Raw genomic sequence first — 23,267 nt, 5'->3', positions numbered from 1 at the left:
GGCTTGTCCTGAGACAAGCCGCCGGACGATTACCAGGATTGGGTTGCTTTGAAGGAATCGAGGATAGCTTTCAGCTTGCCTTCGATTTCGTCGTTATAGCCACCGGTCTGGTTGATCTCTTGCATCAGCGGAGCGTGATCACGGTCAGCGTAAGCCAGCAGAGCGGCTTCGAAGCTACCGATTTTCGCCAGTTCCACATCTTCGAGGTAACCGCGTTCAGCCGCGAACAGTACCAGGCCCTGCTGAGCAACAGACATTGGTGCGTACTGTTTCTGCTTCAGCAGCTCGGTCACTTTCTGACCGTGGCTCAGCTGTTTACGGGTTGCTTCGTCCAGATCGGATGCGAACTGAGAGAACGCAGCCAGTTCACGATACTGTGCCAGCGCGGTACGGATACCACCGGACAGTTTCTTGATGATCTTGGTCTGAGCAGCACCACCTACACGGGATACGGAGATACCCGGGTTAACTGCCGGACGAATACCGGAGTTAAACAGGTTGGTTTCCAGGAAGATCTGACCATCGGTAATAGAGATTACGTTGGTCGGAACGAACGCAGAAACGTCACCCGCCTGGGTTTCAATGATCGGCAGCGCGGTCAGAGAGCCCGTTTTACCCTTCACTTCACCTTTGGTGAAGTTCTCGACGTATTCCGCGTTAACGCGGGAAGCACGCTCCAGCAGACGAGAGTGGAGGTAGAATACGTCGCCAGGGAACGCTTCACGTCCAGGTGGACGACGGAGCAGCAGGGAAACCTGACGATAAGCAACAGCCTGTTTAGACAGGTCATCGTATACGATCAGTGCATCTTCACCGCGGTCACGGAAGTATTCGCCCATTGCGCAACCGGCGTATGGTGCCAGGTATTGCAGTGCAGCAGATTCAGAAGCAGTCGCCACAACAACAATGGTGTTAGCCAGTGCGCCGTGCTCTTCCAGTTTACGAACCACGTTAGAAATGGTGGACGCTTTCTGGCCGATGGCCACGTACACGCATTTGATGCCGGAATCACGCTGGTTGATGATGGCGTCGATTGCCATCGCGGTTTTACCGGTCTGACGGTCACCGATGATCAGTTCACGCTGACCACGACCGATTGGGATCATGGCATCAACGGACTTATAACCTGTCTGAACAGGCTGATCTACGGACTGACGGTCGATAACGCCTGGTGCGATAACTTCGATTGGGGAGAAGCCATCGTGCTCAACCGGACCTTTACCGTCGATTGGCGCACCCAGGGTGTTAACAACGCGACCCAGCAGGCCACGGCCAACCGGCACTTCCAGAATACGGCCAGTACACTTAACCTTCATGCCTTCGGCGAGGTCAGCGTATGGACCCATCACAACGGCACCTACGGAGTCGCGCTCCAGGTTCAGTGCGATAGCGTAACGGTTACCCGGCAGGGAAATCATCTCACCCTGCATACAATCGGCCAGGCCGTGGATGCGGATAACACCGTCACTTACAGAAACAATAGTACCTTCGTTGTGAGCTTCGCTCACAACATTGAACTGAGCAATGCGCTGCTTGATCAGTTCGCTGATTTCGGTGGAATTCAGTTGCATGCTCCAGTCCCCTTAAGACTGCAAGACGTCTGCAAGGCGCTCAAGACGGCCGCGTACGCTGCCATCAATGACCATATCACCCGAACGGATGATTACGCCTGCCATTACAGACTTATCGATTTTGCAATTCAGCTTAACTTTGCGTGACAGACGTTTTTCCATCGCGGCGGTAATTTTCGCAAGCTGTTCATGACTCAGTTCAGTCGCAGAAGTGACTTCAACTTCAGCGGTAGCTTCACTAAGGGCACGTAAGTGCTCAAACTGCTCGAGAACATCCGGGAGCACACGGAGACGACCATTTTCTGCCATCACCTTGATCAGGTTCTGGCCGTAGGCATCCAGTTGCTCTCCGCACACGGCGATAAACGACGCGGCGAGAGTTTCAGGTGCTAACGCACCGGAAAGCAACTCGGCCATTTGTTCGTTTTTCGTCACCTCAGCGGCAAACGCCAGCATATTCTGCCAGCGATCGACATTTTGGTGTTCGACAGCAAAGTCAAAAGCTGCTTTGGCGTAGGGGCGAGCTACCGTAACAAATTCAGACATCAGCCCCTCCCTCCTTACAGTTCAGCGACAAGTTTGTCCACGATGTCGCTGTTAGCAGCTTCATCCACGGAACGTTCGATGATCTTCTCGGCGCCAGCAACAGCCAGAATCGCAACCTGCTTACGCAGTTCTTCACGAGCACGTTTACGCTCAGCTTCAATTTCAGCCTGAGCCTGTGTCACGATCTTAGTACGTTCCTGTTCTGCTTCAGCTTTGGCTTCGTCCAGGATCTGCGAACGGCGTTTGTTAGCCTGTTCGATGATAACCTGAGCTTCCGCTTTCGCTTTTTTCAGCTGGTCTGTCGCGTTGGCCTGTGCAAGGTCCAAATCTTTCTTAGCGCGTTCTGCAGAAGCCAGACCGTCAGCAATTTCTTTCTGACGTTTTTCGATGGCAGCCATTAAAGGCGGCCATACATACTTCATGCAGAACCAGACAAAGAGAATAAACGCGATGGCCTGGCCGAGGATTGTTGCGTTCATGTTCACAGCACAATACCTCTTTAATTTCTGTGGCTTAGGGTTTTAAAACTACTACTACGCGACAGCAAACATCACGTACAGACCCAGACCTACAGCGATCATTGGGATAGCATCCACCAGACCCATAACGATAAAGAACTGAGTACGCAGCAGAGGAATCAGATCAGGTTGACGCGCAGCGCCTTCCAGGAATTTGCCCCCGAGGATGCCGATACCGATCGCAGCACCGATAGCCGCCAGACCCATCATCACAGCGGCAGCCATGTACAGCAGATCCATATTCAGGTTTTCCATGACAGTCTCCAGTTTGTTTCAATTAAAACGTAGTAGTGTTGGTAAAAAATCAGTGCTCTTCAGACGCCATCGACAGATAGACGATCGTCAGAACCATGAAGATAAAGGCTTGCAGCGTAATGATCAGGATGTGGAAAATGGCCCACGGCACATTCAGAACCCACTGTGACCACCACGGCAGAAGACCCGCGATCAGAATGAAAATCAGCTCACCCGCATACATGTTGCCGAACAGTCGCAGACCCAGTGAAACAGGTTTGGACAGCAGGCTAACGCCTTCCAGGATCAGGTTGACCGGAATAAACGCCCAGTGGTTGAACGGCTGCAAGGTAAGCTCTTTCACAAAGCCGCTTACGCCTTTCATTTTGATGCTGTAGAAAAGAATCAGGATAAACACGCCCAGCGCCATCGACAGGGTGATGTTCACGTCAGCAGACGGTACAACACGCAGCGCAGGCAGGCCGAAGATGTGCTCGCCGATAAACGGCAGCAGATCGATTGGCAGCAGGTCCATCAGGTTCATCAGGAAGACCCAAACGAACACGGTCAGGGCCAGCGGAGCAATCAGCTTGCTCTTACCATGGTACATGTCTTTGACGCTGCCATGGACGAAGCCGATGATCATTTCGATGAATGTCTGGAATTTCCCTGGTACACCGCTGGTCGCTCTTTTAGCAACACCGCGGAACATGGCCAGGAACAGAAGACCCAAAACCACCGAGAAGAACATGGAGTCGATGTTGATCGTCCAGAAGGTGGCCGGGGGGTTATGTGGATCCACCAGCGAGAATGTACGCAGGTCCAGCTGAAGGTTATTCAGATGGTGACCTATGTAATCCTGCGGCGTCATATTTTCTGAAGCCATGATGCCTTTTACCCTTTGTTATTGATTACAGCTGGAGCCAGAACTTGTACCACCAGCACCAAAACCCACGTTGCTATCAGCGGCATGAAGACCACTTTCAAAACCGCCAGCGCCATCACCAGTAGAGCAAAGGTCAGCAACACCTTACACACTTCGCCGAGGGCGAAGGACCAGGCCACGCGGCCTTTGGCGGGTGTATGCGCCTGATGACGCCAGGCAAAAATCATAAACAACACGTTTGGCAGCACAACCGCCAAACCCCCGCACACGGCGGAGATGCCCCAGAAGGGGTCTTTGAGGCTAAACAGCAGTCCACTTGCTATCACAGCCAGAAACTGAATGAACAGAAGCTTACGAGCAACGTTTCTACTCAAGAGCGACACAGACATCACGTTTTTACTCCTGCTCCCTTCGAGGTATGCCGCGTGTCGTATAAAACGTCCTTTAAGGCTCAGAGTCAAGCATCAAAAAGCGGTCAAATTATACGGTGCGCACCCGTGATTTCAAACATTAAGTAGCGAAAAGGTGAATAAATGTTTAAATATTTTTCCCCACCGCTATTTTTTAACTTTCGCGCAAAGCACCAACCTTCGACCAAAACTGCAAACAGCGCGAAAACGTTGGCGATAAAGCGTGCACGGGATCACAAAACACACATTTGCGATAAGGTTGTATTTATCAAAGGCGCAAATCGTGAAAATTTATCTTTATGAAATTAAACGCAAAATACCGTAACTATTTTCAAAACAGCCCGGTACACAATAAAAACCTTTTATTGACATTCTTAATAAATAATTAACATTGCGTTCTGGTTACTGCCTTCCACTTTTAGCAGACTTATATTTTCACAGATGACTATCTTCACGGAAAATAACCGCCGCCACGTTAACCGTAAGAAAAACCTTAGTGAAAAAGAGGTTAACGGCTCACCGATAAATCCCCATGACTTGTGCTGTTTTTTAACATGGTCAGAACAGCACAAATTCCACATTTTTTATTAATTTTTTAAAAATTGTTTGGCTTAATTATCACCAGATGACGCTCACCTTCGAGCTGAGGAATGTGTAATTTCTCAATAGACTCGACCGCAAAACCGTCCGGAAGCTGTTCAATTTCCTCGCCAGGTAACTGTCCTTTCAGCGCATAAAAACGGCCATGCTCTGCCGGTAAGTGCTTACACCAGCTCACCATGTCATTAAGAGAAGCAAAGGCACGGCTGATAACCCCGTCAAACGGCGGCTCAGCCGGGAACTCCTCTACCCTGCTCTGCACGGGCGTGATGTTCTCAAGCTTCAGCTCATGCTGTACCTGACGTAAAAAGCGCACGCGCTTGCCAAGGCTGTCCAGTAGCGTGAAATGGCTATCAGGACGCACAATAGACAGCGGAATCCCCGGCAGGCCCGGGCCCGTGCCCACATCAATAAAACGCTCACCGTTCAGATACGGTGCCACCACGATGCTGTCGAGAATATGGCGAACCAGCATCTCGTCAGGGTCCCGAACAGACGTCAGATTGTACGCTTTGTTCCATTTGTTCAGCATATCGACATAGGCCACCAGCTGAGTTTTCTGGTGATCGGTGAGCGAAATGCCTGCCTGATCCAGCAGACGAGAGAGTTTATTGAGCACGGTGAATACCTGTTGAGATGCTTACTGGCGGGTGGCGTTTCGCTTACCCACCCTACGGGTTCAGTAGGCCCGGTAAGCGCAGCGCCACCGGGCTATGTTCAAACGTTATGCGCTGCGGCGCAGCATGCCCTGCTTTTTTAGCCACACCAGCAGGATCGAAATCGCGGCGGGGGTGACACCGGAGATACGGGATGCCTGGCCGATCGACACCGGCTTATGATCGTTCAGCTTGGCGATCACTTCGTTGGAAAGGCCTGTCACCTGACGGTAGTCCAGCATTTCCGGCAGAAGCGTATTTTCGTTACGCTGCTGTTTTTCAATCTCATCCTGCTGACGCGCAATGTAACCTTCGTATTTCACCTGGATTTCAACCTGCTCTGCCGCTTCAGCGTCTTCCAGGCCTGGCGCAAACGCGGTGAGTTTCACCAGATTTTCATAGGTCACTTCCGGGCGACGCAGCAGATCTTCGCCACTGGCTTCACGAGAGAGCGGCGCAGTTAAGTGAGCGTTCACTTCAGCTGCTGTTTCCGCCTGCGGATTAACCCATGTCGTTTTCAGGCGCTGACGTTCCTGCTCGATACGCTCCAGTTTCTCGTTGAAGCGTGCCCAGCGTTCGTCATCCACCAGACCCAGCTCACGGCCGATTTCGGTCAGACGCAGGTCGGCGTTATCTTCACGCAGCATCAGGCGATATTCCGCGCGAGAAGTAAACATACGGTACGGCTCTTTGGTACCCAGGGTGCAGAGGTCGTCAACCAGCACGCCCAGATAGGCCTGAGAACGGCCTGGCGCCCAGCCCTCTTTCTCGGCTGAGAAACGTGCAGCGTTCAGACCGGCAAGCAGGCCCTGTGCCGCCGCTTCTTCGTAACCGGTGGTACCGTTAATCTGGCCCGCGAAGAACAGACCGTGGATGAACTTGCTCTCCAGGGTTGGCTTCAGGTCACGTGGATCGAAGAAATCGTACTCAATAGCGTAGCCAGGGCGAACGATTTTCGCGTTCTCCATCCCCTGCATTGAACGAACAATTTGCATCTGAACATCGAATGGCAAGCTGGTGGAGATACCGTTCGGGTAAATTTCGTTCGAGGTGAGCCCTTCAGGCTCAAGGAAGATCTGATGCTGGTTACGATCGGCGAAACGCATCACTTTGTCTTCGATCGACGGGCAGTAGCGCGGGCCGATCCCTTCGATCACGCCGGCATACATTGGGCTGCGATCGAGGTTATTGCGGATCACATCGTGGGTTTTCTCGTTGGTGTGCGTGATGTAGCACGGCACCTGCTGCGGATGCTGCGCCACATTGCCCATAAACGAGAAGACCGGCATTGGGTTATCGCCGTGCTGTTGCGCCAGCACGCTAAAATCAATGGTGCGCGCATCAATACGCGGAGGCGTACCGGTTTTCAGGCGACTGACGCGCAGCGGCAGTTCACGCAGACGGCGAGACAGCGGGATAGAAGGCGGATCGCCGGCACGGCCACCGCTGTAGTTATCCAGACCGATATGTATTTTACCATCAAGGAATGTCCCCACGGTCAACACCACGGCTTTCGCGCGGAATTTGAGGCCCATCTGGGTCACCGCACCAACGACGCGATCGTTCTCGACGATAAGATCTTCAACCGCCTGCTGGAAGATCATCAGATTCGGTTGGTTCTCCAGTGCAGTTCGTACCGCCTGACGGTAGAGCACGCGGTCTGCCTGTGCACGGGTCGCGCGCACTGCGGGACCTTTGCTCGCGTTTAGTATCCTAAACTGGATGCCTGCATGATCGATCGCTTTCGCCATCAGGCCGCCAAGTGCATCCACTTCTTTTACCAGGTGTCCTTTCCCAATGCCGCCAATCGCCGGATTACAGGACATTTGTCCCAGCGTGTCGATATTGTGTGTCAAAAGCAGGGTCTGCTGACCCATACGCGCTGCGGCCATTGCGGCCTCAGTGCCTGCGTGACCCCCGCCAATGATGATGACGTCAAAAGGATCCTGATAAAACATGGTGGTCTGCCTCGCGTAAAGCGGTATGAAAATGGATTGAAGCCCGGGCCGTGGATTCTACTCAACTTTAGTCTTTCGAGAAAGCATTGGGATCCTGGGCTATTAAAAAGAAGATCTTTTTATTTAGAGATCTGTTCTAATGTGATCTCTTATTAGGATCGCGAACCTGTGTGGATAAGTCCGATCTCATAAAGAAGATCAAGCAGTTAGAAAGGATCGTTTGCTGTGAATGATCGGTGATCCTGGCCAGTATAAGCTGGGATCAGATCGCGACTTTATACACAGGCCAAAATCGGCGCTACGGTTGTTCTTTGGATAACTACGGGTTAATACGAGCTTTTAACCAGAGTTATCCACATCCGTTCGCGCGATCTTTAATCGTTTTTGAGTAAATTTTTCCATTCCGCGAGCCAGATCTCTGCCGGATCTTCCGGAATGTCATGATCGAGGATGTTGATCTTGAGGGTTTCACCCAACTGTTTTGCCCCACAAGCGGTAACAGCGGCTTCAACTTTCTCGATAGCCCCGCAGAAAGTGTCATATTCACGGCTGCCGATCCCCACTGCGCCGAAATGGACGTTTGACAGGTCAGGCTGTTGTTCCAGCAGTTCGTCATATAAAGGTTGCAGGTTATCCGGCAGATCGCCCGCGCCGTGCGTGGAGGTAATCAGCAGCCAGACCCCGTCAGTCGGGAGATCTTCAAGCAACGGGCCGTGCAGGGTTTGTGTGGAAAAGCCCGCATCTTCCAGCTTTTCAGCCAGATGTTCCGCTACGTATTCCGCACCGCCAAGGGTGCTACCGCTGATAAGGGTAATGTCCGCCATTGATCGCTCGCTCAGATAAAGAGACGGCCATTGTACGCTGTGAACGAGCTGGGATCTACCTGTGGAAAATGTGGGAATGAATTTGCCCGATCACGGGCGGATGGTACGCATGATCGGGTTTTGCAGTGAGATCAGTGTCTCAGTGGACTGAATTTCATCGATTGTTTGGATCTTGTTGATAAGTACCTGCTGGAGGGCGTCGATGGATCGGCACATGACTTTAATAAAGATGCTGTAGTGCCCGGTGGTGTAATAGGCCTCAGTGACTTCATCCAGCGCGTTGAGCTTCGCCAGTGCAGAAGGATAGTCTTTGGCGCTTTTAAGAATAATGCCAATGAAGCAGCACACGTCATAACCCAGCTGCTTAGGGCTAACGTCAATACGCGCACCGGTAATGATCCCCGCCTGTTTCATCTTTTCTACGCGAACGTGAATGGTGCCGGGGCTGACGCCAAACTGTTTCGCCAGTTCGGCGTAGGCGGTACGTGCATTGGCCATTAACGCCTCCAGAATGCCGCGGTCGAGATTGTCGATCTGATAATTTTCCATAGCTTTTTCTTATGAAGATTAATGATTCCCTCTATTCTAGCGTCTTATTCTGACGAATCAAAAGTGAAGGGGGCTTTTTGTTGATGGGTTATTGAATAAGGTGGCATTTCTGTTGCTTAATCAATACCAACAGGACGCAGGAGTATAAATAATGAAAACCGCTTATATCGCAAAACAACGCCAGATCAGTTTCGTTAAATCCCATTTTTCCCGCCAGCTGGAAGAGAAGCTTGGGCTGATAGAAGTCCAGGCTCCAATCCTTAGCCGCGTGGGTGACGGGACCCAGGATAACCTCTCTGGATGCGAAAAAGCGGTACAGGTAAAAGTGAAAACACTGCCAGATGCCCAGTTCGAAGTGGTTCATTCCCTTGCGAAATGGAAGCGTCAAACCCTGGGACAACACGACTTTAGCGCGGGCGAAGGGCTCTACACGCACATGAAAGCCCTTCGTCCCGATGAAGACCGCCTGTCTCCCATTCATTCCGTTTACGTTGACCAGTGGGACTGGGAACGCGTCATGGGGGATGGCGAGCGTCACGTGGGAACGCTGAAATCTACCGTTGAAGCGATCTACGCCGGGATCAAAGCCACCGAAGCGGCCGTAAGCAAAGAGTTTGGTCTGGCACCGTTTCTGCCGGAGTCGATCCACTTTGTTCACAGCCAGGAACTGCTGAGCCGTTTCCCGGATCTGGATGCCAAAGGCCGTGAACGGGCAATCGCCAAAGAGCTGGGCGCGGTGTTCCTTATCGGTATCGGCGGCAAACTGTCTGATGGCAAACGCCACGACGTGCGTGCGCCGGATTATGATGACTGGAGCACCCCGGGCGAGCGCGACTATGCCGGTCTGAACGGCGATATTCTGGTCTGGAACCCGGTGCTGGAAGACGCGTTCGAGCTCTCTTCTATGGGGATCCGCGTGGATGCTGACGCGCTCAAGCGCCAGCTGGCGGTGACCGGTGATGAAGATCGTCTCACATTAGAGTGGCATCAGGCGCTGCTGCGTGGCGAAATGCCGCAGACCATCGGCGGCGGTATTGGCCAGTCCCGCCTGACTATGCTGCTGCTTCAGTTGCCGCATATCGGTCAGGTTCAGTGCGGGGTCTGGCCGCAGCAGGTACGCGAAAGCGTCGGCTCTCTTCTGTAATTAACGCTGCCAGCGTCTGAGCAGGCGGCTACGTAACCCGGTATCAAAGCGCCAGATATGATCGAAGATGCGCATGATGCCGGGTTTTCCATGGGCGGACATGGCCACCGCGTGGAAACGATGCTGATGTACCCGCTGCAACTCCTTCACTTTACTGACCACGTCATCCGGCAGCCGCTGGGCAATAAAATCAGAAATCACCACCGCGTCAGCGTCGTACCAGTCGCCACCCTGCATGCGTTCCACAATGCTGCGAAAACAGCTGGCCAGATCGGTACCGCCGCGAAAACGCTGGCTTAAAAAGCGGATCGCCTGTTCGAGCCCCTGCTGGTTCGTCAGTTCATAACCCACCACTTCGCTGGAGAAAAGCATGATGAAGCAGCGACGGCGATCGGCCAGCGCCACGCGCATCAGTGCCAGACAAAACGCCTTCGCACACTGCTCGTTAAACCCGCCCATCGATCCGGATGTATCCACGCAAACAATGAATGGCCCGCGCGGCTGTTCATCAAAATCCTGATGAACGACCGGCCGCTGGCTGACTTTCTCACGCCAGGCTTCGCCGTGCAGGCGATAGGTAAGCAGCTGCTTTTCCACCAGCCGACGGTAAAATTCATACTCCAGCTCGGTCATCCCGAGTGTGCTCAGCTCTGTCGGCAGCAGACGCAAAATGTCATCGCTCTGCTGGAGCCCGTCGACCTGCTCGGGCACGGTAGCCGGTTCGCGCACCAGGGTGCGGAAAGTTTCCATTGGGGCATCTTTCTTTGGGACCGATTTTGCCTCCCTGGAGCGGCCCAGCTGTTCTGCAAGCTTCATCAGCTCGGGCTGCTGCGCCAGAAAATCCCCGTACCTGACGATCAGCTGATAGTCCCCGCGCCGCAGCTGACCGGCGCTCATATCCCAGAGTCGTCCGGCGGCGTTCTCATTTTCCACCAGCACCTGCTCCAGCTGGCCGCTTAAGGTCATGCGTTCCTGCACTTCGCTGAGCAGTTGCTCACGCTCTTCATCCAGCAACTGCTGGTTGAGGGTTGTGGCCTGCACCACCAGGCTGAGGCGCCAGCGCTGTAAAAAGAGCGTGTGCAGAGCAGGGGTAAAGGTGGCGTTATCCGTGACCAGCGCCCGGGCCTGGCTGGCGAACGGCGAGTGAACATTATCGAGCAGCGTCAGGGTTTGCGGGAGCTGAACGATAAACTGCGACGTGGAGAGCCGCTGGCACTGCTGGTAACAGGCTACCTCTTCCGTTAACTCAGGAGGCACTTCGGTCTCTTTAAACCGCTGACGCAGGTTTTCCCGCCAGCGTGGGAGATCGTCCGTCATCGCTTTTTTAAGCTTCGGAAATTTTTCAAAGAAGGCTGCCAGCTGCGGCGAAGCCAGAAGGGTAATCACCACCTCTTCGATCAACCCTTCCTCGCTGACGGCCAGCATGACGTTAAGCGTATCCAGAGTTAGCATTGACGCGCCTGTTTGATCTGCGCGCTGACATCCTGCAGGCTGGCTTCGATGCGACCTAACCAGTCGCTATGAATAAAGAGGCATTTTTGCTGCTCGCTGAAGCGGGTGTGCTGCTGGTGCCATTCTGTATCCAGCGCTTCCAGCTGTTGCTTAATCTCTTCGGGAACGCTGTCTGAGGCGGTGCCAGGAAGCGCAAGACGCGATCCCTGCAGGCTGACGTCGCGGATCACCAGGTGCTGGCTACTGTCCACTTCCATATTAAGCGGCTGCGCGAAACCGATGCCGTTGAGTTTTCCCCGGATCTCTCCGCCCTTATCCAGCCACTGGGCCAGCGCCTCACGCTCAAGCGTAATGTGCACGACCTGCATGTCATGCAGCTTGAGCGGCTGCTGAAGCAACAGCGTCAGCGTCGGGCTGGTCAGTTCAGCGGGTAACTCATAGTGCGGTTTACGGGCGAACATTCCCCCCAGACGATTCACCTTCAGCGCGGTTTTATCGCTTTGCTGCTGCTGGAGCTGAATGCGCCGCTGGGCGATGGCCCCCAGCTGGTTGAGCATCGCCTGCTGCCCCCAGGCGTGTCCGGTCATCAAAACCTCAAGCTGCTGCTGCATCAGGTTCATGCCTTCTGCATCGTGCCAGAGGCAATCTTTCAGCAGGATCAGGTCGATGGGCGCAACGGCATCACGCCCGCTGAACAGGGCGCTGGCCTGCAGCAGGCGGATTGCTTTTTTCCAGCGACGATCGGAGACATAGGGCGCCGAGGGAAGGAGATCGAGCTGCTGACGCAGGAGGTAGATCAGCTCAAAGACCGCGTCCGGCAGTTTGATTTTGCCAATGTCCTGCTGCCACTGGTGATACTCCTCATCCGTCACCTGCAGTGAAGGGGCAACCGGGTTTTCATTCTCATCCTGCTGGCTGACCAGCATGGAACGGAAATTGGATTTATCCTGCACTTTGTCCAGCCACAGGCGGATCAGCATACGGTCATACAGCGCTTCCAGGCTGCTGTCGGCTTCAGGCAGTTCGTTTGAGGCGGCCACCAGCAGGCGCATCGGGATTTTCTCTTCGCTGGCGCCGTTGCGGAACCGACGTTCGTTTATCGCTGTGAGCAGGGTGTTCAGAATCGCCGGTCCCGCTTTCCAGATCTCATCGAGGAAAACAATCTCCGCCTCCGGAAGATACCCCTCGGTCAAACGCTGATAACGCCCCTCATCTTTCAGCGCCTGGATGGAAAGCGGGCCGAAAACTTCTTCAGGGGTAGAGAATCGGGTCATCAGGTATTCGAAGGCGCGGGCATTCTGAAAAGCAAACTTTAACCTGCGGGCTATCAGGCTCTTGGCAATGCCAGGGAGGCCGAGCAGAAACACGCTTTCCCCGCTCAACGCCGCCAGCAAACAGAGGCGGATGGCGTGGCTACGCTCGAAAAGGCCTTTCTCCAGCGCGCTGCTGAGGCGGGAAATTCTTTCTGCTAATAAATGTGAGTGAGCCATAATAGTTTTGCATCCTTTCGCCGTCGTGGCGGCCAATTGAAGCGAGTATAGACGTTTCAGTCAGGGCTGGTAATAGACTGAAGTGCGGCGCAATTTTCTTTGCGCTACATTAATGCGGTTGCATTTAGGGGTTCGATTTTGCAACAAATCGTGCATACTGTGCGCTTTTTGTGGACCAAGGGACCAGGAACACATTTGTTATTCAAACGAAAAGACTAGTCTATGAGCACTGATAATAAGCAATCATTACCCGCAATAACGCTTGCGGCGATCGGGGTTGTCTACGGTGATATCGGCACCAGCCCGCTTTATACGCTTCGTGAATGTTTGTCCGGCCAGTTTGGCTTTGGTGTTGAACGCGATGCCGTATTTGGCTTCCTGTCCCTCATCTTCTGGCTGCTGATTCTGGTGGTTTCTGTTAAATATCTCTCCTTCGTGATGCGGGCGGATAACGCAGGTGAAGGTGGGATCCTGACGTTGATGTCGCTGGCCGGGCGCAACACCTCGGCCAGAATGACCTCTGTGCTGGTCATTATCGGTCTGATTGGCGGCAGCTTCTTCTACGGGGAAGTGGTGATAACGCCGGCTATTTCGGTGCTCTCGGCAATAGAGGGGCTGGAGATTATCGCGCCGCAGCTCGATACGTGGGTGGTTCCGCTGGCAATCATCGTTCTGACGCTGCTGTTTGTGATCCAGAAGCACGGTACCGGGCTGGTAGGGAAACTGTTCGCACCGATTATGCTGGCCTGGTTCCTGATCCTGGCAGCGCTTGGTTTACGCAGCATTATTGCTAACCCGGAAGTGCTGCATGCGCTGAACCCCTACTGGGCGGTGCATTTCTTCCTCGAGTACAAAGTGGTCTCCTTCGTTGCGCTGGGGGCGGTCGTGCTCTCCATCACCGGCGTTGAAGCGCTGTATGCCGACATGGGGCACTTTGGGAAACTGCCTATCCGTGTGGCATGGTTTATCGTGGTGCTGCCGTCGCTGGTGCTGAACTATTTCGGTCAGGGGGCGCTGTTGCTCAAAAACCCGGAAGCGATTAAGAACCCGTTCTTCCTGCTGGCGCCAGACTGGGCGCTGGTACCGATGCTGATCCTGGCGACGCTGGCGACAGTCATTGCCTCTCAGGCGGTGATTTCCGGGGTGTTCTCGCTGACGCGCCAGGCTGTGCGTCTGGGGTACCTCTCACCGATGCGCATTATCCATACCTCAGAGATGGAGTCGGGTCAGATCTACATCCCGTTCGTTAACTGGCTGCTCTATTTCGCGGTAGTGATTGTGATCGTCAGCTTCGAGCACTCCAGCAACCTGGCGGCGGCGTACGGTATCGCCGTAACGGGAACCATGGTGCTGACGTCCCTGCTCTCCACCACGGTGGCGTACCGAAACTGGCACTGGAATAAATTCCTTGTGGCAATGATTCTGGTGGGCTTCCTCTGTATCGACGTGCCGCTGTTCTCGGCAAACCTCGACAAGATTGTTTCCGGTGGCTGGCTGCCGCTGACGCTGGGTCTGGTGATGTTCATCGTTATGACCACATGGAAGAGCGAGCGTTTCCGTCTGCTGCGCCGTATGCATGAGCACGGAAATTCTCTTGAGGCGATGATTGCTTCACTGGAAAAATCACCGCCGGTCCGCGTACCGGGTACCGCGGTATACATGTCTCGAGCCCTGAACGTGATCCCGTTTGCGTTGATGCATAACCTCAAGCACAACAAGGTCCTGCATGAACGCGTCATTCTGCTGACACTGCGCACCGAAGATGCGCCGTATGTACACAACGTTCGCCGGGTGCAGATCGAGCAGTTATCACCGACCTTCTGGCGCGTGGTGGCGAGCTACGGCTGGCGTGAAACGCCAAACGTGGAAGAGGTATTCCACCGCTGTGGTCTGGAAGGGCTGAGTTGCCGGATGATGGAGACGTCATTCTTTATGTCGCACGAGTCGCTGATCATCGGCAAACGCCCGTGGTATCTGCGCCTGCGCGGCAAGCTGTACCTTATCCTGCAGCGTAACGCCCTGCGTGCGCCTGACCAGTTCGAGATCCCGCCTAACCGCGTGATTGAGCTGGGAACGCAGGTCGAGATTTAAGTCTCCGTGCGGCCTGATGCCCTCACCCCGACCCTCTCCCACGGGAGAGGGCGCAAACATAAAAAACGGTAACCTGACGGTTACCGTTTTGCATTTACCTCCCCTCCATTTCACTTAGCGAAACGTTTCGACGTTGATCACAAATCTGTTACGTCACGGTGGTTTTCTGAACACTCTTAAGACTAAACTGATATCAGCGAAACGTTTCGCTAGTGGAGCAAGAAAATGAAGAAAGGCACGGTTCTCAACTCAGAAATCTCGTCGGTTATTTCCCGTCTTGGGCATACCGATACGCTGGTGGTTTGCGATGCAGGCTTACCGGTTCCGCGCAGCACAACCCGTATTGATATGGCATTAACCCAGGGCGTGCCCTCGTTTATGCAGGTACTGGATGTTGTGACCGCGGAGATGCAGGTTGAGGCAGCCATTCTCGCCGCGGAAATCAAACAACATAATCCGCAACTCCACGAAACGTTGCTCAGCCACCTTGAGCAGCTGCAACAACACCAGGGAAACACCATAGAAATTCGTTACACAACGCACGAACAATTTAAACAACAAACCGCAGACAGTCAGGCGGTGATTCGCAGCGGGGAGTGTTCCCCGTATGCGAATATTATTCTCTGTGCTGGTGTCACCTTCTGAGGCCATCATGGACGCATTACTGCAACTCAAAGGGATCGATAAATCGTTCCCGGGCGTAAAAGCCCTCTCCGGTGCGGCGCTGAACGTCTACCCCGGGCGCGTGATGGCGCTGGTGGGTGAGAACGGCGCTGGCAAATCCACCATGATGAAAGTGCTGACCGGTATCTATCAACGCGATGCCGGTTCACTCATCTGGCTGGGTAAAGAGACCACCTTCAACGGCCCGAAATCCTCACAGGAAGCCGGTATCGGTATCATTCACCAGGAACTGAACCTGATCCCGCAGCTTACCATTGCGGAGAACATCTTCCTTGGCCGTGAATTTGTGAACCGGTTTGGCAAAATCGACTGGAAAACCATGTATGCCGAAGCGGACAAATTGCTGGCGAAGCTGAACCTGCGCTTTAAGAGCGACCGTCTGGTCGGCGATCTCTCTATCGGCGATCAGCAGATGGTGGAAATCGCGAAGGTGCTGAGCTTTGAGTCGAAGGTCATCATTATGGATGAGCCGACCGACGCCCTGACCGATACCGAAACTGAATCCCTGTTCCGCGTCATCCGCGAGCTGAAATCGCAGGGCCGCGGGATTGTCTATATTTCTCACCGCATGAAAGAGATCTTCGAGATCTGCGATGACGTTACCGTTTTTCGCGACGGGCAGTTTATTGCCGAGCGCGAAGTGGCCACGCTGACCGAAGATACGCTCATCGAAATGATGGTGGGACGCAAACTTGAAGATCAATACCCGCACCTGGATAAAGCGCCGGGCGAGATCCGCCTGAAGGTGGACAATCTCTGCGGTCCGGGTGTGAACGACGTGACCTTTACCCTGCGCCAGGGCGAAATCCTGGGCGTGGCGGGCTTGATGGGCGCCGGCCGTACCGAGCTGATGAAAGTGCTTTACGGCGCGCTGCCGCGCACCAGCGGGTATGTCACTCTCGACGGTCGTGAAGTGGTGACCCGTTCGCCGCAGGATGGCCTCGCGAACGGCATCGTCTATATCTCCGAAGACCGCAAGCGCGACGGCTTAGTGCTCGGTATGTCGGTGAAAGAGAACATGTCGCTTACCGCGCTGCGCTATTTCAGCCATAGCGGCGGTACGCTGAAACACAAAGACGAACAGCAGGCGGTCAGCGATTTTATCCGTCTCTTTAACGTCAAAACCCCGTCGATGGAGCAGGCCATCGGCCTGTTGTCCGGCGGGAACCAGCAGAAAGTGGCGATTGCGCGCGGGCTGATGACGCGCCCGAAAGTGTTGATCCTTGACGAGCCGACCCGCGGCGTAGACGTGGGGGCGAAGAAAGAGATCTATCAGCTGATTAACCAGTTCAAGGCCGACGGGCTGAGCATCATTCTGGTCTCTTCCGAGATGCCAGAAGTATTAGGCATGAGCGATCGCATTATCGTCATGCATGAAGGGCATCTCGGCGGTGAATTCACTCGCGAGCAGGCCACCCAGGAAGTTCTGATGGCTGCCGCTGTGGGCAAGCTTAATCGCGTGAATCAGGAGTAAGAAGATGACTACCCAGGCTGTCTCTGGTCGCCGTTATTTCACAAAGGCATGGCTGATGGAACAAAAATCGCTGATTGCCCTGCTGGTGCTGATCGCGATTGTGTCGACCATGAGTCCGAACTTTTTCACCGTTAATAACCTGTTCAACATTCTGCAGCAGACCTCCGTGAACGCCATTATGGCGGTCGGGATGACGCTGGTGATTTTGACCTCAGGGATCGATCTGTCCGTCGGTTCCTTGCTGGCGCTCACCGGTGCGATCGCCGCTTCCCTTGTCGGAATTGAAGTCAATGCGCTGGTGGCCGTGGCGGCAGCGCTGGCGGCAGGGGCGGCAATTGGTGCCGTGACCGGCGTGATTGTGGCGAAAGGCCGCGTCCAGGCGTTCATCGCGACGCTGGTGATGATGCTGCTGCTGCGCGGTGTGACCATGGTTTATACCAACGGCAGTCCGGTGAATACCGGTTTTACTGATAATGCCGATCTGTTTGGCTGGTTCGGTATAGGTCGTCCGCTGGGTATCCCTACTCCGGTCTGGATCATGGCTATCGTCTTCCTGGCGGCGTGGTACATGCTGCATCACACTCGTCTGGGTCGTTATATCTATGCCCTGGGCGGTAACGAGGCGGCAACGCGTCTGTCCGGGATTAGCGTGAATAAAGTCAAAGTTATCGTTTACTCCCTGTGTGGTCTGCTGGCTTCTCTGGCGGGTATCATCGAAGTGGCGCGCCTCTCCTCCGCGCAGCCAACGGCGGGGACGGGTTATGAGCTGGATGCCATTGCGGCAGTGGTGCTGGGCGGTACGAGTCTTGCGGGCGGTAAAGGTCGCATTGTTGGGACATTGATCGGCGCACTGATTCTTGGTTTCCTGAATAATGGTTTGAATTTGTTAGGTGTTTCCTCCTATTACCAGATGATCGTTAAGGCAGTGGTGATTTTGCTGGCGGTACTGGTAGACAACAAAAAACAGTAACTGACGACACTACAGGACATCTTAGATATGAACATGAAAAAACTGGCTACCCTGGTTTCTGCTGTCGCGCTGAGCGCAACCGTAAGTGCTAACGCCATGGCGAAAGACACCATCGCGCTGGTTATCTCCACGCTGAACAACCCGTTCTTTGTCTCCCTCAAGGATGGTGCGCAGAAAGAGGCAGACAAACTGGGTTACAACCTGGTGGTGCTGGATTCCCAGAACAACCCGGCGAAAGAGCTGGCTAACGTTCAGGACTTAACCGTTCGCGGCACCAAAATCCTGCTGATCAACCCAACCGATTCTGACGCCGTCGGTAACGCCGTTAAGATGGCAAACCAGGCGAAAATCCCGGTGATCACCCTGGACCGTCAGGCAACCAAAGGTGACGTGGTGAGCCATATCGCGTCTGACAACGTGCTGGGCGGTAAAATCGCCGGTGACTACATCGCGAAGAAAGCCGGTGAAGGCGCGAAAGTGATCGAACTGCAGGGGATTGCCGGTACGTCTGCCGCCCGCGAGCGCGGCGAAGGCTTCCAGCAGGCGGTGGCAGCGCATAAATTCAACGTACTGGCCAGCCAGCCAGCTGACTTCGACCGTACTAAAGGTCTGAACGTCATGCAGAACCTGCTGACCGCCCACCCTGACGTGCAGGCTGTGTTCGCACAGAACGACGAAATGGCGCTGGGCGCGCTGCGTGCCCTGCAGACTGCCGGTAAATCTGATGTGATGGTTGTCGGATTTGACGGCACGCCGGATGGTGAAAAAGCGGTAAATGATGGCAAACTGGCTGCAACCATCGCTCAGCTGCCTGAGCAGATTGGCGCGACTGGCGTGCAGACTGCTGACAAAGTGCTGAAGGGCGAAAAAGTTCAGGCCAAATACCCTGTTGACCTGAAACTGGTTATTAAGCAGTAAAAGGCGATTCAGGCAGTCGCTGGCTGCCTGAGGGACACCAATAAAGAAAAGTGTGGCATACGCCACCGGGTAACTCCGGTGGCGCTCTCAGATGGACAACCCAACCATGAAAACCGCAGGCAACCTCGTCGTCCTTGGCAGTATCAATGCCGATCACATTCTTAACCTTGAATCATTCCCGACGCCGGGCGAAACCGTCACCGGTAACCAGTATCAGGTGGCATTTGGCGGTAAAGGTGCAAACCAGGCCGTTGCTGCGGGGCGCAGTGGGGCGAATATCGCGTTTATCGCCTGCACGGGTGATGACGATACCGGCGAGCGTGTCCGCAAGCAGCTGGCAGGCGATAACATCGATATCGCGCCAGTGAGCGTAGTTGCTGGGGAATCTACCGGTGTGGCGCTGATTTTCGTCAACGCAGAAGGTGAGAATGTCATCGGTATTCATGCTGGTGCTAACGCTGCATTAACCACTGAGCGTGTTGAGGCGCAACGTGAGCGTGTCGCAAATGCTGAAGCGTTACTGATGCAGCTGGAATCGCCGGTCGAAAGCGTCCTGGCGGCCGCTAAAATAGCGCATGAAAATCATACCACTGTCGTACTTAATCCTGCGCCTGCCCGTGTATTATCAGACGAATTGCTGGCGCTGGTGGACATCATCACACCCAACGAAACTGAAGCCGAAAAACTGACGGGCATTCGTGTTGAAAATGATGGCGATGCAGCGCGTGCCGCGCAGGCGCTGCACGACAAAGGCATTGGTACCGTGATTATCACCCTCGGCAGCCGTGGGGTGTGGGCAAGCGTAAACGGCGAAGGCCGTCGCGTGCCGGGCTTTAAGGTGAAAGCGATTGATACCATCGCGGCGGGAGACACCTTCAATGGTGCACTGGTGACCGCGCTGCTGGAAGGCAAAAACCTGGATGATGCGATCCGCTTCGCACATGCTGCCGCGGCTATCGCCGTTACGCGCAAAGGTGCCCAGCCTTCCGTTCCGTGGCGTAAAGAGATCGATGAATTCTTAAGTCAGCAGGGGTAACGCTTGGCCACAATGAAAGATGTCGCCCGCCTGGCGGGCGTTTCTACGTCGACAGTCTCTCACGTGATTAATAACGATCGCTTCGTCAGCGAGGCGATTCGGGAGAAAGTCGACGCTGCCATTAAAGAGCTAAACTATGCGCCGTCGGCGCTGGCGCGCAGCCTCAAGCTGAACCAGACGCGTACCATCGGTATGCTGATCACCGCCAGTACCAACCCCTTTTATTCTGAACTGGTTCGCGGCGTAGAGCGCAGCTGCTTCGAGCGTGGCTACAGTCTGGTGCTGTGTAATACCGAAGGGGACGAGCAGCGCATGAACCGTAATCTGGAAACGCTAATGCAAAAACGCGTCGACGGGTTACTGCTGCTCTGTACCGAAACGCATCAGCCCTCGAAAGAGATCATTCAGCGCTACCCTTCTATCCCTACGGTGATGATGGACTGGGCGCCGTTCGACGGCACCAGCGATCTTATTCAGGATAACTCTCTGCTGGGGGGCGACATGGCCACCCAGTATCTGATCGATAAAGGCCATACCCGCATTGCCTGCATTACTGGTCCACTGGACAAAACCCCCGCGCGTTTGCGTCTGGAGGGGTATCTTGCCGCAATGGCGCGGGCGGGGCTTTCTGTTCCTGAAGGCTACCGTATTACCGGTGATTTTGAATTTCATGGCGGCTTCGAGGCGATGCAGACATTGCTGGCGCAAGCGCAGCGCCCACAAGCGGTCTTTATTGGTAACGATGCCATGGCATTTGGGGCCTATAAGGCGTTGTACCAGGCGGGACTGCGTGTTCCGGACGATATGGCGATAATTGGCTACGATGATATCGAACTGGCCAGCTACATGACTCCCCCGCTGACCACAATCCATCAGCCGAAGGATGAACTGGGTGAACTGGCCATCGATGTGTTGATCCACCGGATGGCACAGCCCACACTGCAGCAGCAACGTCTGCAGCTTACTCCTGTTCTGATGGAACGGGGTTCGGTTTAGCCTTTGTTTTGTGGCGTTCTTTGATCAGGTTGCGTCCGTCTTTCGGTTTTAACAGCATAAAGACCAGCGCCGAAACCACGGTGAGCGCACCCATGGTAATAAAGGTATAGTGGAACTGCTCAACGGTGTTCGCGCTGTCAAAACCTTCATAAAACCGCAGTACCGCTGCACTCACGGCAACCCCTAAGCTTATCGACAGCTGTTGCGTTACGGCCAGCACGCTGTTGCCGCTACTGGCGTTCTCGTCAGTCAGATCGGCAAGGGTGATGGTGTTCATTGACGTGAACTGCGTTGACATGGCCATGCCCAGTACAAACAGCGGCAGGATCAACATCCAGACGGGAAGAGAGGCGGATTGCAGCGAGAACTGCGCAATCATCAGGCCGATAAAGACCGTCACACCAACCAGCGTCTTACGATAGCCAAACCAGCGCAGCACTTGCGTAACGGTTGATTTTGCCAGAATCGAGCCCATTGCCGTGGGTGCCATCATGCAGCCAGCAATCAGAGCCGGGTAGCCGAAACCGACCTGGAGCATCAGTGGCATCAGGAACGGTACGCAACCCGTCCCCAGGCGCGAGGCAATGTTGCCAGCGATCCCGACGGAAAATGTTCGGGTGTTAAAGAGCCCCAGGGAGATTAACGGTGTCGGGTGGCGGCGCGCATGACGTATATAGAGAAGAAACAGCAGAACGCCGGCGAGAATAACGGAGAGTGCAATCCACGTTGCCACAATCTTCTCACCAAACAGCTCCATCCCGCTGGAGAAGAGCACCAGGCTCAGGCCAAACAGGAAAAAACCACCCATATCGAAACTGCGTCTTGGCGTGGTGAAGTTCGGCATATATTTGCGGGCATACAGCAGCCCTGCAACGCCAATCGGAATATTAATCAGGAAGATCCAGTGCCAGCTGGCCCATGTGACAAACACGCCGCCGAGCACCGGGCCAAGTATGGGACCGACCAGGCCCGGCATGGTGACAAAATTGAGCACGGGCAGCAGTTCACTTCGAGGGTAGGCTCGCAGCAAGGCAAGGCGTGCCACTGGCATCATCATCGCGCCGCCAATACCCTGCAATACGCGGAAGATCACCAGCTCTGTTAAGGATGTGGAGAGTGCACAGGCCAGAGAGCCGAGCGTAAACAGCGTCACGGCCAGCATGAAAACTCTGCGGGTGCCGAAGCGGTCGGCCAGCCAGCCGCTAACCGGGATCAACATCGCAACCGTCAGGGTGTAGCTGATGATGGCGGACTGCATTGCCAGTGGGGAACGGTTGAGGCTTTGCGCAATAGCGGGAAGCGCGGTGTTGAGAATGGTGGCATCCAGTGCCTGCATAAAAAACGCCATGGCTGCAATCCACGGCAATCCGGCCATGCTGCGCGCTTTTTTCTTCGTCATTTATTTACCTGCTGGTGGGTTGGTGCGGCCAGTAATGCCTGACACGCACTCAGGGCTTGCTGCCCGTCGCTTTCCTGAATGGCATCCACTATCGCCTGATGCAGATCCAGTTTTACCACTTCGTCCTGGGTAATAGAGGTAAAGTAAGTGTGGTACACCGAATGGAATAAAGAAGCAAAAGAGGTGAGGAACGGATTGGCGCTCATCATATAGATATGTTCATGCCAGGCCATATCGACCTCAACCCAGCGTTCGCGATTGAAGTGTTTTTTCAGGAACACCATCTCTTCCATCAACGCGTTAAGCTGCGCTTTTTGCTCAGCCGTTCCAAGCGTGGCGGCAAGCAGACATGCCTGAGGCTCAAGGCTACTGCGCATTACCAGAAAGTGATCGATCACCTGATGAAAGTTGTCTTCCGTCATCCACCAGGAGAGCAGCTCCTGATCTAGAAAATTCCAGTTACTTTGTGGCATCACGCGTGTGCCAATACGAGGGCGTGGAAGCACCATACCTTTTGCCGTCAGGGTTTTCACCGCTTCGCGCACGGCGGTACGGCTCACCCCAAACTGCTCACCCAGCTCCATTTCACCCGGCAGGATGCTTCCCGGGGCATATTTACCCGCTAAAATCCGCTGAGCCAGCTTTTCGGCCAGCACATAAGAGAGGTTTTTTTGGGCAGCCAGCTGTTGCGCGCTTAATGGCATCGCTTTTATTCCTTAAAGATTCATGCTGATAATTATGCCATCTCGGATGTGATTGTGGTTGCAGATACATCAAATAGAACAATTTGTAGCTTGATTTCACCTCTGTTGGTGAAAAAAAACACGGATAGAAACTTTTTTTAAATTTCCTCTTGTCACG

Annotated in this window: 22 protein-coding genes; 8 read left to right on the top strand and 14 right to left on the bottom strand. The window is 54.3% G+C overall.

Annotation, left to right across the window (positions count from 1 at the left end):
- Positions 1 to 29: 29 nt before the first annotated feature.
- The 10 genes from atpA to asnC form a co-directional block, all read right to left on the bottom strand.
- On the bottom strand, positions 30 to 1,571 hold the full coding sequence (gene atpA, locus C5687_RS18865) for a F0F1 ATP synthase subunit alpha (RefSeq protein WP_025756958.1): 1,542 nt from the start codon (positions 1,569 to 1,571) through the stop codon (positions 30 to 32).
- Positions 1,572 to 1,583: 12 nt separating this feature from the next.
- Entirely contained in the window at positions 1,584 to 2,117 is a 534-nt protein-coding gene (gene atpH / locus C5687_RS18860; protein WP_104557555.1) for a F0F1 ATP synthase subunit delta, read from the bottom strand.
- A gap of 14 nt (positions 2,118 to 2,131) precedes the next feature.
- Entirely contained in the window at positions 2,132 to 2,602 is a 471-nt protein-coding gene (gene atpF / locus C5687_RS18855) for a F0F1 ATP synthase subunit B (protein ID WP_003862370.1), read from the bottom strand.
- A gap of 48 nt (positions 2,603 to 2,650) precedes the next feature.
- The gene (gene atpE, locus C5687_RS18850; RefSeq protein ID WP_000429386.1) at positions 2,651 to 2,890 is read right to left on the bottom strand and encodes a F0F1 ATP synthase subunit C; all 240 of its coding nucleotides are present in this window, start codon (positions 2,888 to 2,890) and stop codon (positions 2,651 to 2,653) included.
- Between the two features lie 49 nt (positions 2,891 to 2,939).
- Entirely contained in the window at positions 2,940 to 3,755 is an 816-nt protein-coding gene (gene atpB, locus C5687_RS18845; protein ID WP_008500193.1) for a F0F1 ATP synthase subunit A, read from the bottom strand.
- An 8-nt stretch (positions 3,756 to 3,763) separates the two neighbouring features.
- Positions 3,764 to 4,144 (bottom strand): F0F1 ATP synthase subunit I, encoded by a 381-nt coding sequence (atpI, locus tag C5687_RS18840; protein ID WP_008500194.1) that lies wholly within the window; start codon positions 4,142 to 4,144, stop codon positions 3,764 to 3,766.
- Between the two features lie 616 nt (positions 4,145 to 4,760).
- Positions 4,761 to 5,384 (bottom strand): 16S rRNA (guanine(527)-N(7))-methyltransferase RsmG, encoded by a 624-nt coding sequence (rsmG, locus tag C5687_RS18835; protein WP_047959742.1) that lies wholly within the window; start codon positions 5,382 to 5,384, stop codon positions 4,761 to 4,763.
- A gap of 105 nt (positions 5,385 to 5,489) precedes the next feature.
- Complete coding sequence (gene mnmG / locus C5687_RS18830; protein WP_095441476.1) at positions 5,490 to 7,379, bottom strand: tRNA uridine-5-carboxymethylaminomethyl(34) synthesis enzyme MnmG; 1,890 nt, start codon at positions 7,377 to 7,379, stop codon at positions 5,490 to 5,492.
- Between the two features lie 374 nt (positions 7,380 to 7,753).
- Positions 7,754 to 8,203 carry an FMN-binding protein MioC gene (gene mioC, locus C5687_RS18820; protein ID WP_104557554.1) on the bottom strand — a complete coding sequence of 150 codons (450 nt, stop codon included), beginning with the start codon at positions 8,201 to 8,203 and terminating at the stop codon, positions 7,754 to 7,756.
- Between the two features lie 90 nt (positions 8,204 to 8,293).
- Positions 8,294 to 8,752, bottom strand: coding sequence for a transcriptional regulator AsnC (asnC, locus tag C5687_RS18815; protein WP_008500198.1), 459 nt, complete (start codon positions 8,750 to 8,752; stop codon positions 8,294 to 8,296).
- A 151-nt stretch (positions 8,753 to 8,903) separates the two neighbouring features.
- Here asnC and asnA point away from each other — a divergent pair, with 151 nt between their 5' ends.
- Positions 8,904 to 9,896 (top strand): aspartate--ammonia ligase, encoded by a 993-nt coding sequence (gene asnA, locus C5687_RS18810; RefSeq protein WP_045285348.1) that lies wholly within the window; start codon positions 8,904 to 8,906, stop codon positions 9,894 to 9,896.
- Here the strand turns inward: asnA and viaA are convergent, their stop codons facing one another.
- Positions 9,897 to 11,348 (bottom strand): ATPase RavA stimulator ViaA, encoded by a 1,452-nt coding sequence (gene viaA / locus C5687_RS18805; protein ID WP_025756954.1) that lies wholly within the window; start codon positions 11,346 to 11,348, stop codon positions 9,897 to 9,899.
- Positions 11,342 to 12,838 (bottom strand): ATPase RavA, encoded by a 1,497-nt coding sequence (gene ravA, locus C5687_RS18800; RefSeq protein ID WP_104557553.1) that lies wholly within the window; start codon positions 12,836 to 12,838, stop codon positions 11,342 to 11,344. Before ravA ends, viaA begins: the two co-directional genes overlap by 7 nt.
- 222 nt (positions 12,839 to 13,060) lie before the next feature.
- On the opposite strand from ravA, the gene kup reads away from it, so the two are divergent.
- The 7 genes from kup to rbsR all read left to right on the top strand — a co-directional run bounded on the left by kup (position 13,061) and on the right by rbsR (position 21,007).
- Positions 13,061 to 14,929, top strand: a complete 1,869-nt coding sequence (kup, locus tag C5687_RS18795; RefSeq protein ID WP_008500202.1) for a low affinity potassium transporter Kup — start codon at positions 13,061 to 13,063, stop codon at positions 14,927 to 14,929.
- Positions 14,930 to 15,154: 225 nt separating this feature from the next.
- Positions 15,155 to 15,574 carry a D-ribose pyranase gene (gene rbsD / locus C5687_RS18790; protein ID WP_008503495.1) on the top strand — a complete coding sequence of 140 codons (420 nt, stop codon included), beginning with the start codon at positions 15,155 to 15,157 and terminating at the stop codon, positions 15,572 to 15,574.
- 7 nt (positions 15,575 to 15,581) lie between these two features.
- Entirely contained in the window at positions 15,582 to 17,087 is a 1,506-nt protein-coding gene (rbsA, locus tag C5687_RS18785) for a ribose ABC transporter ATP-binding protein RbsA (protein WP_045285351.1), read from the top strand.
- Between the two features lie 4 nt (positions 17,088 to 17,091).
- The gene (gene rbsC / locus C5687_RS18780; protein ID WP_025756950.1) at positions 17,092 to 18,057 is read left to right on the top strand and encodes a ribose ABC transporter permease; all 966 of its coding nucleotides are present in this window, start codon (positions 17,092 to 17,094) and stop codon (positions 18,055 to 18,057) included.
- Positions 18,058 to 18,084: 27 nt separating this feature from the next.
- Complete coding sequence (gene rbsB / locus C5687_RS18775; RefSeq protein WP_013099394.1) at positions 18,085 to 18,975, top strand: ribose ABC transporter substrate-binding protein RbsB; 891 nt, start codon at positions 18,085 to 18,087, stop codon at positions 18,973 to 18,975.
- Between the two features lie 106 nt (positions 18,976 to 19,081).
- Complete coding sequence (rbsK, locus tag C5687_RS18770; RefSeq protein ID WP_047959870.1) at positions 19,082 to 20,011, top strand: ribokinase; 930 nt, start codon at positions 19,082 to 19,084, stop codon at positions 20,009 to 20,011.
- A 3-nt stretch (positions 20,012 to 20,014) separates the two neighbouring features.
- Positions 20,015 to 21,007, top strand: coding sequence for a ribose operon transcriptional repressor RbsR (gene rbsR, locus C5687_RS18765; RefSeq protein ID WP_025756948.1), 993 nt, complete (start codon positions 20,015 to 20,017; stop codon positions 21,005 to 21,007).
- Here rbsR and mdtD read toward each other — a convergent pair.
- Both mdtD and C5687_RS18755 read right to left on the bottom strand, forming a co-directional pair.
- Positions 20,973 to 22,406 carry a multidrug transporter subunit MdtD gene (gene mdtD / locus C5687_RS18760; RefSeq protein ID WP_047959737.1) on the bottom strand — a complete coding sequence of 478 codons (1,434 nt, stop codon included), beginning with the start codon at positions 22,404 to 22,406 and terminating at the stop codon, positions 20,973 to 20,975. The genes rbsR and mdtD overlap by 35 nt on opposite strands.
- Positions 22,403 to 23,110, bottom strand: a complete 708-nt coding sequence (locus C5687_RS18755; protein ID WP_025756946.1) for a FadR/GntR family transcriptional regulator — start codon at positions 23,108 to 23,110, stop codon at positions 22,403 to 22,405. Before C5687_RS18755 ends, mdtD begins: the two co-directional genes overlap by 4 nt.
- Between the last annotated feature and the right edge of the window lie 157 nt (positions 23,111 to 23,267).

Source organism: Enterobacter sichuanensis (assembly GCF_002939185.1).
Classification (GTDB): domain Bacteria; phylum Pseudomonadota; class Gammaproteobacteria; order Enterobacterales; family Enterobacteriaceae; genus Enterobacter; species Enterobacter sichuanensis.
The sequence above is the reverse complement of the archived record's forward strand: the minus strand, read 5'-3'. Positions and strand labels throughout refer to the sequence as shown.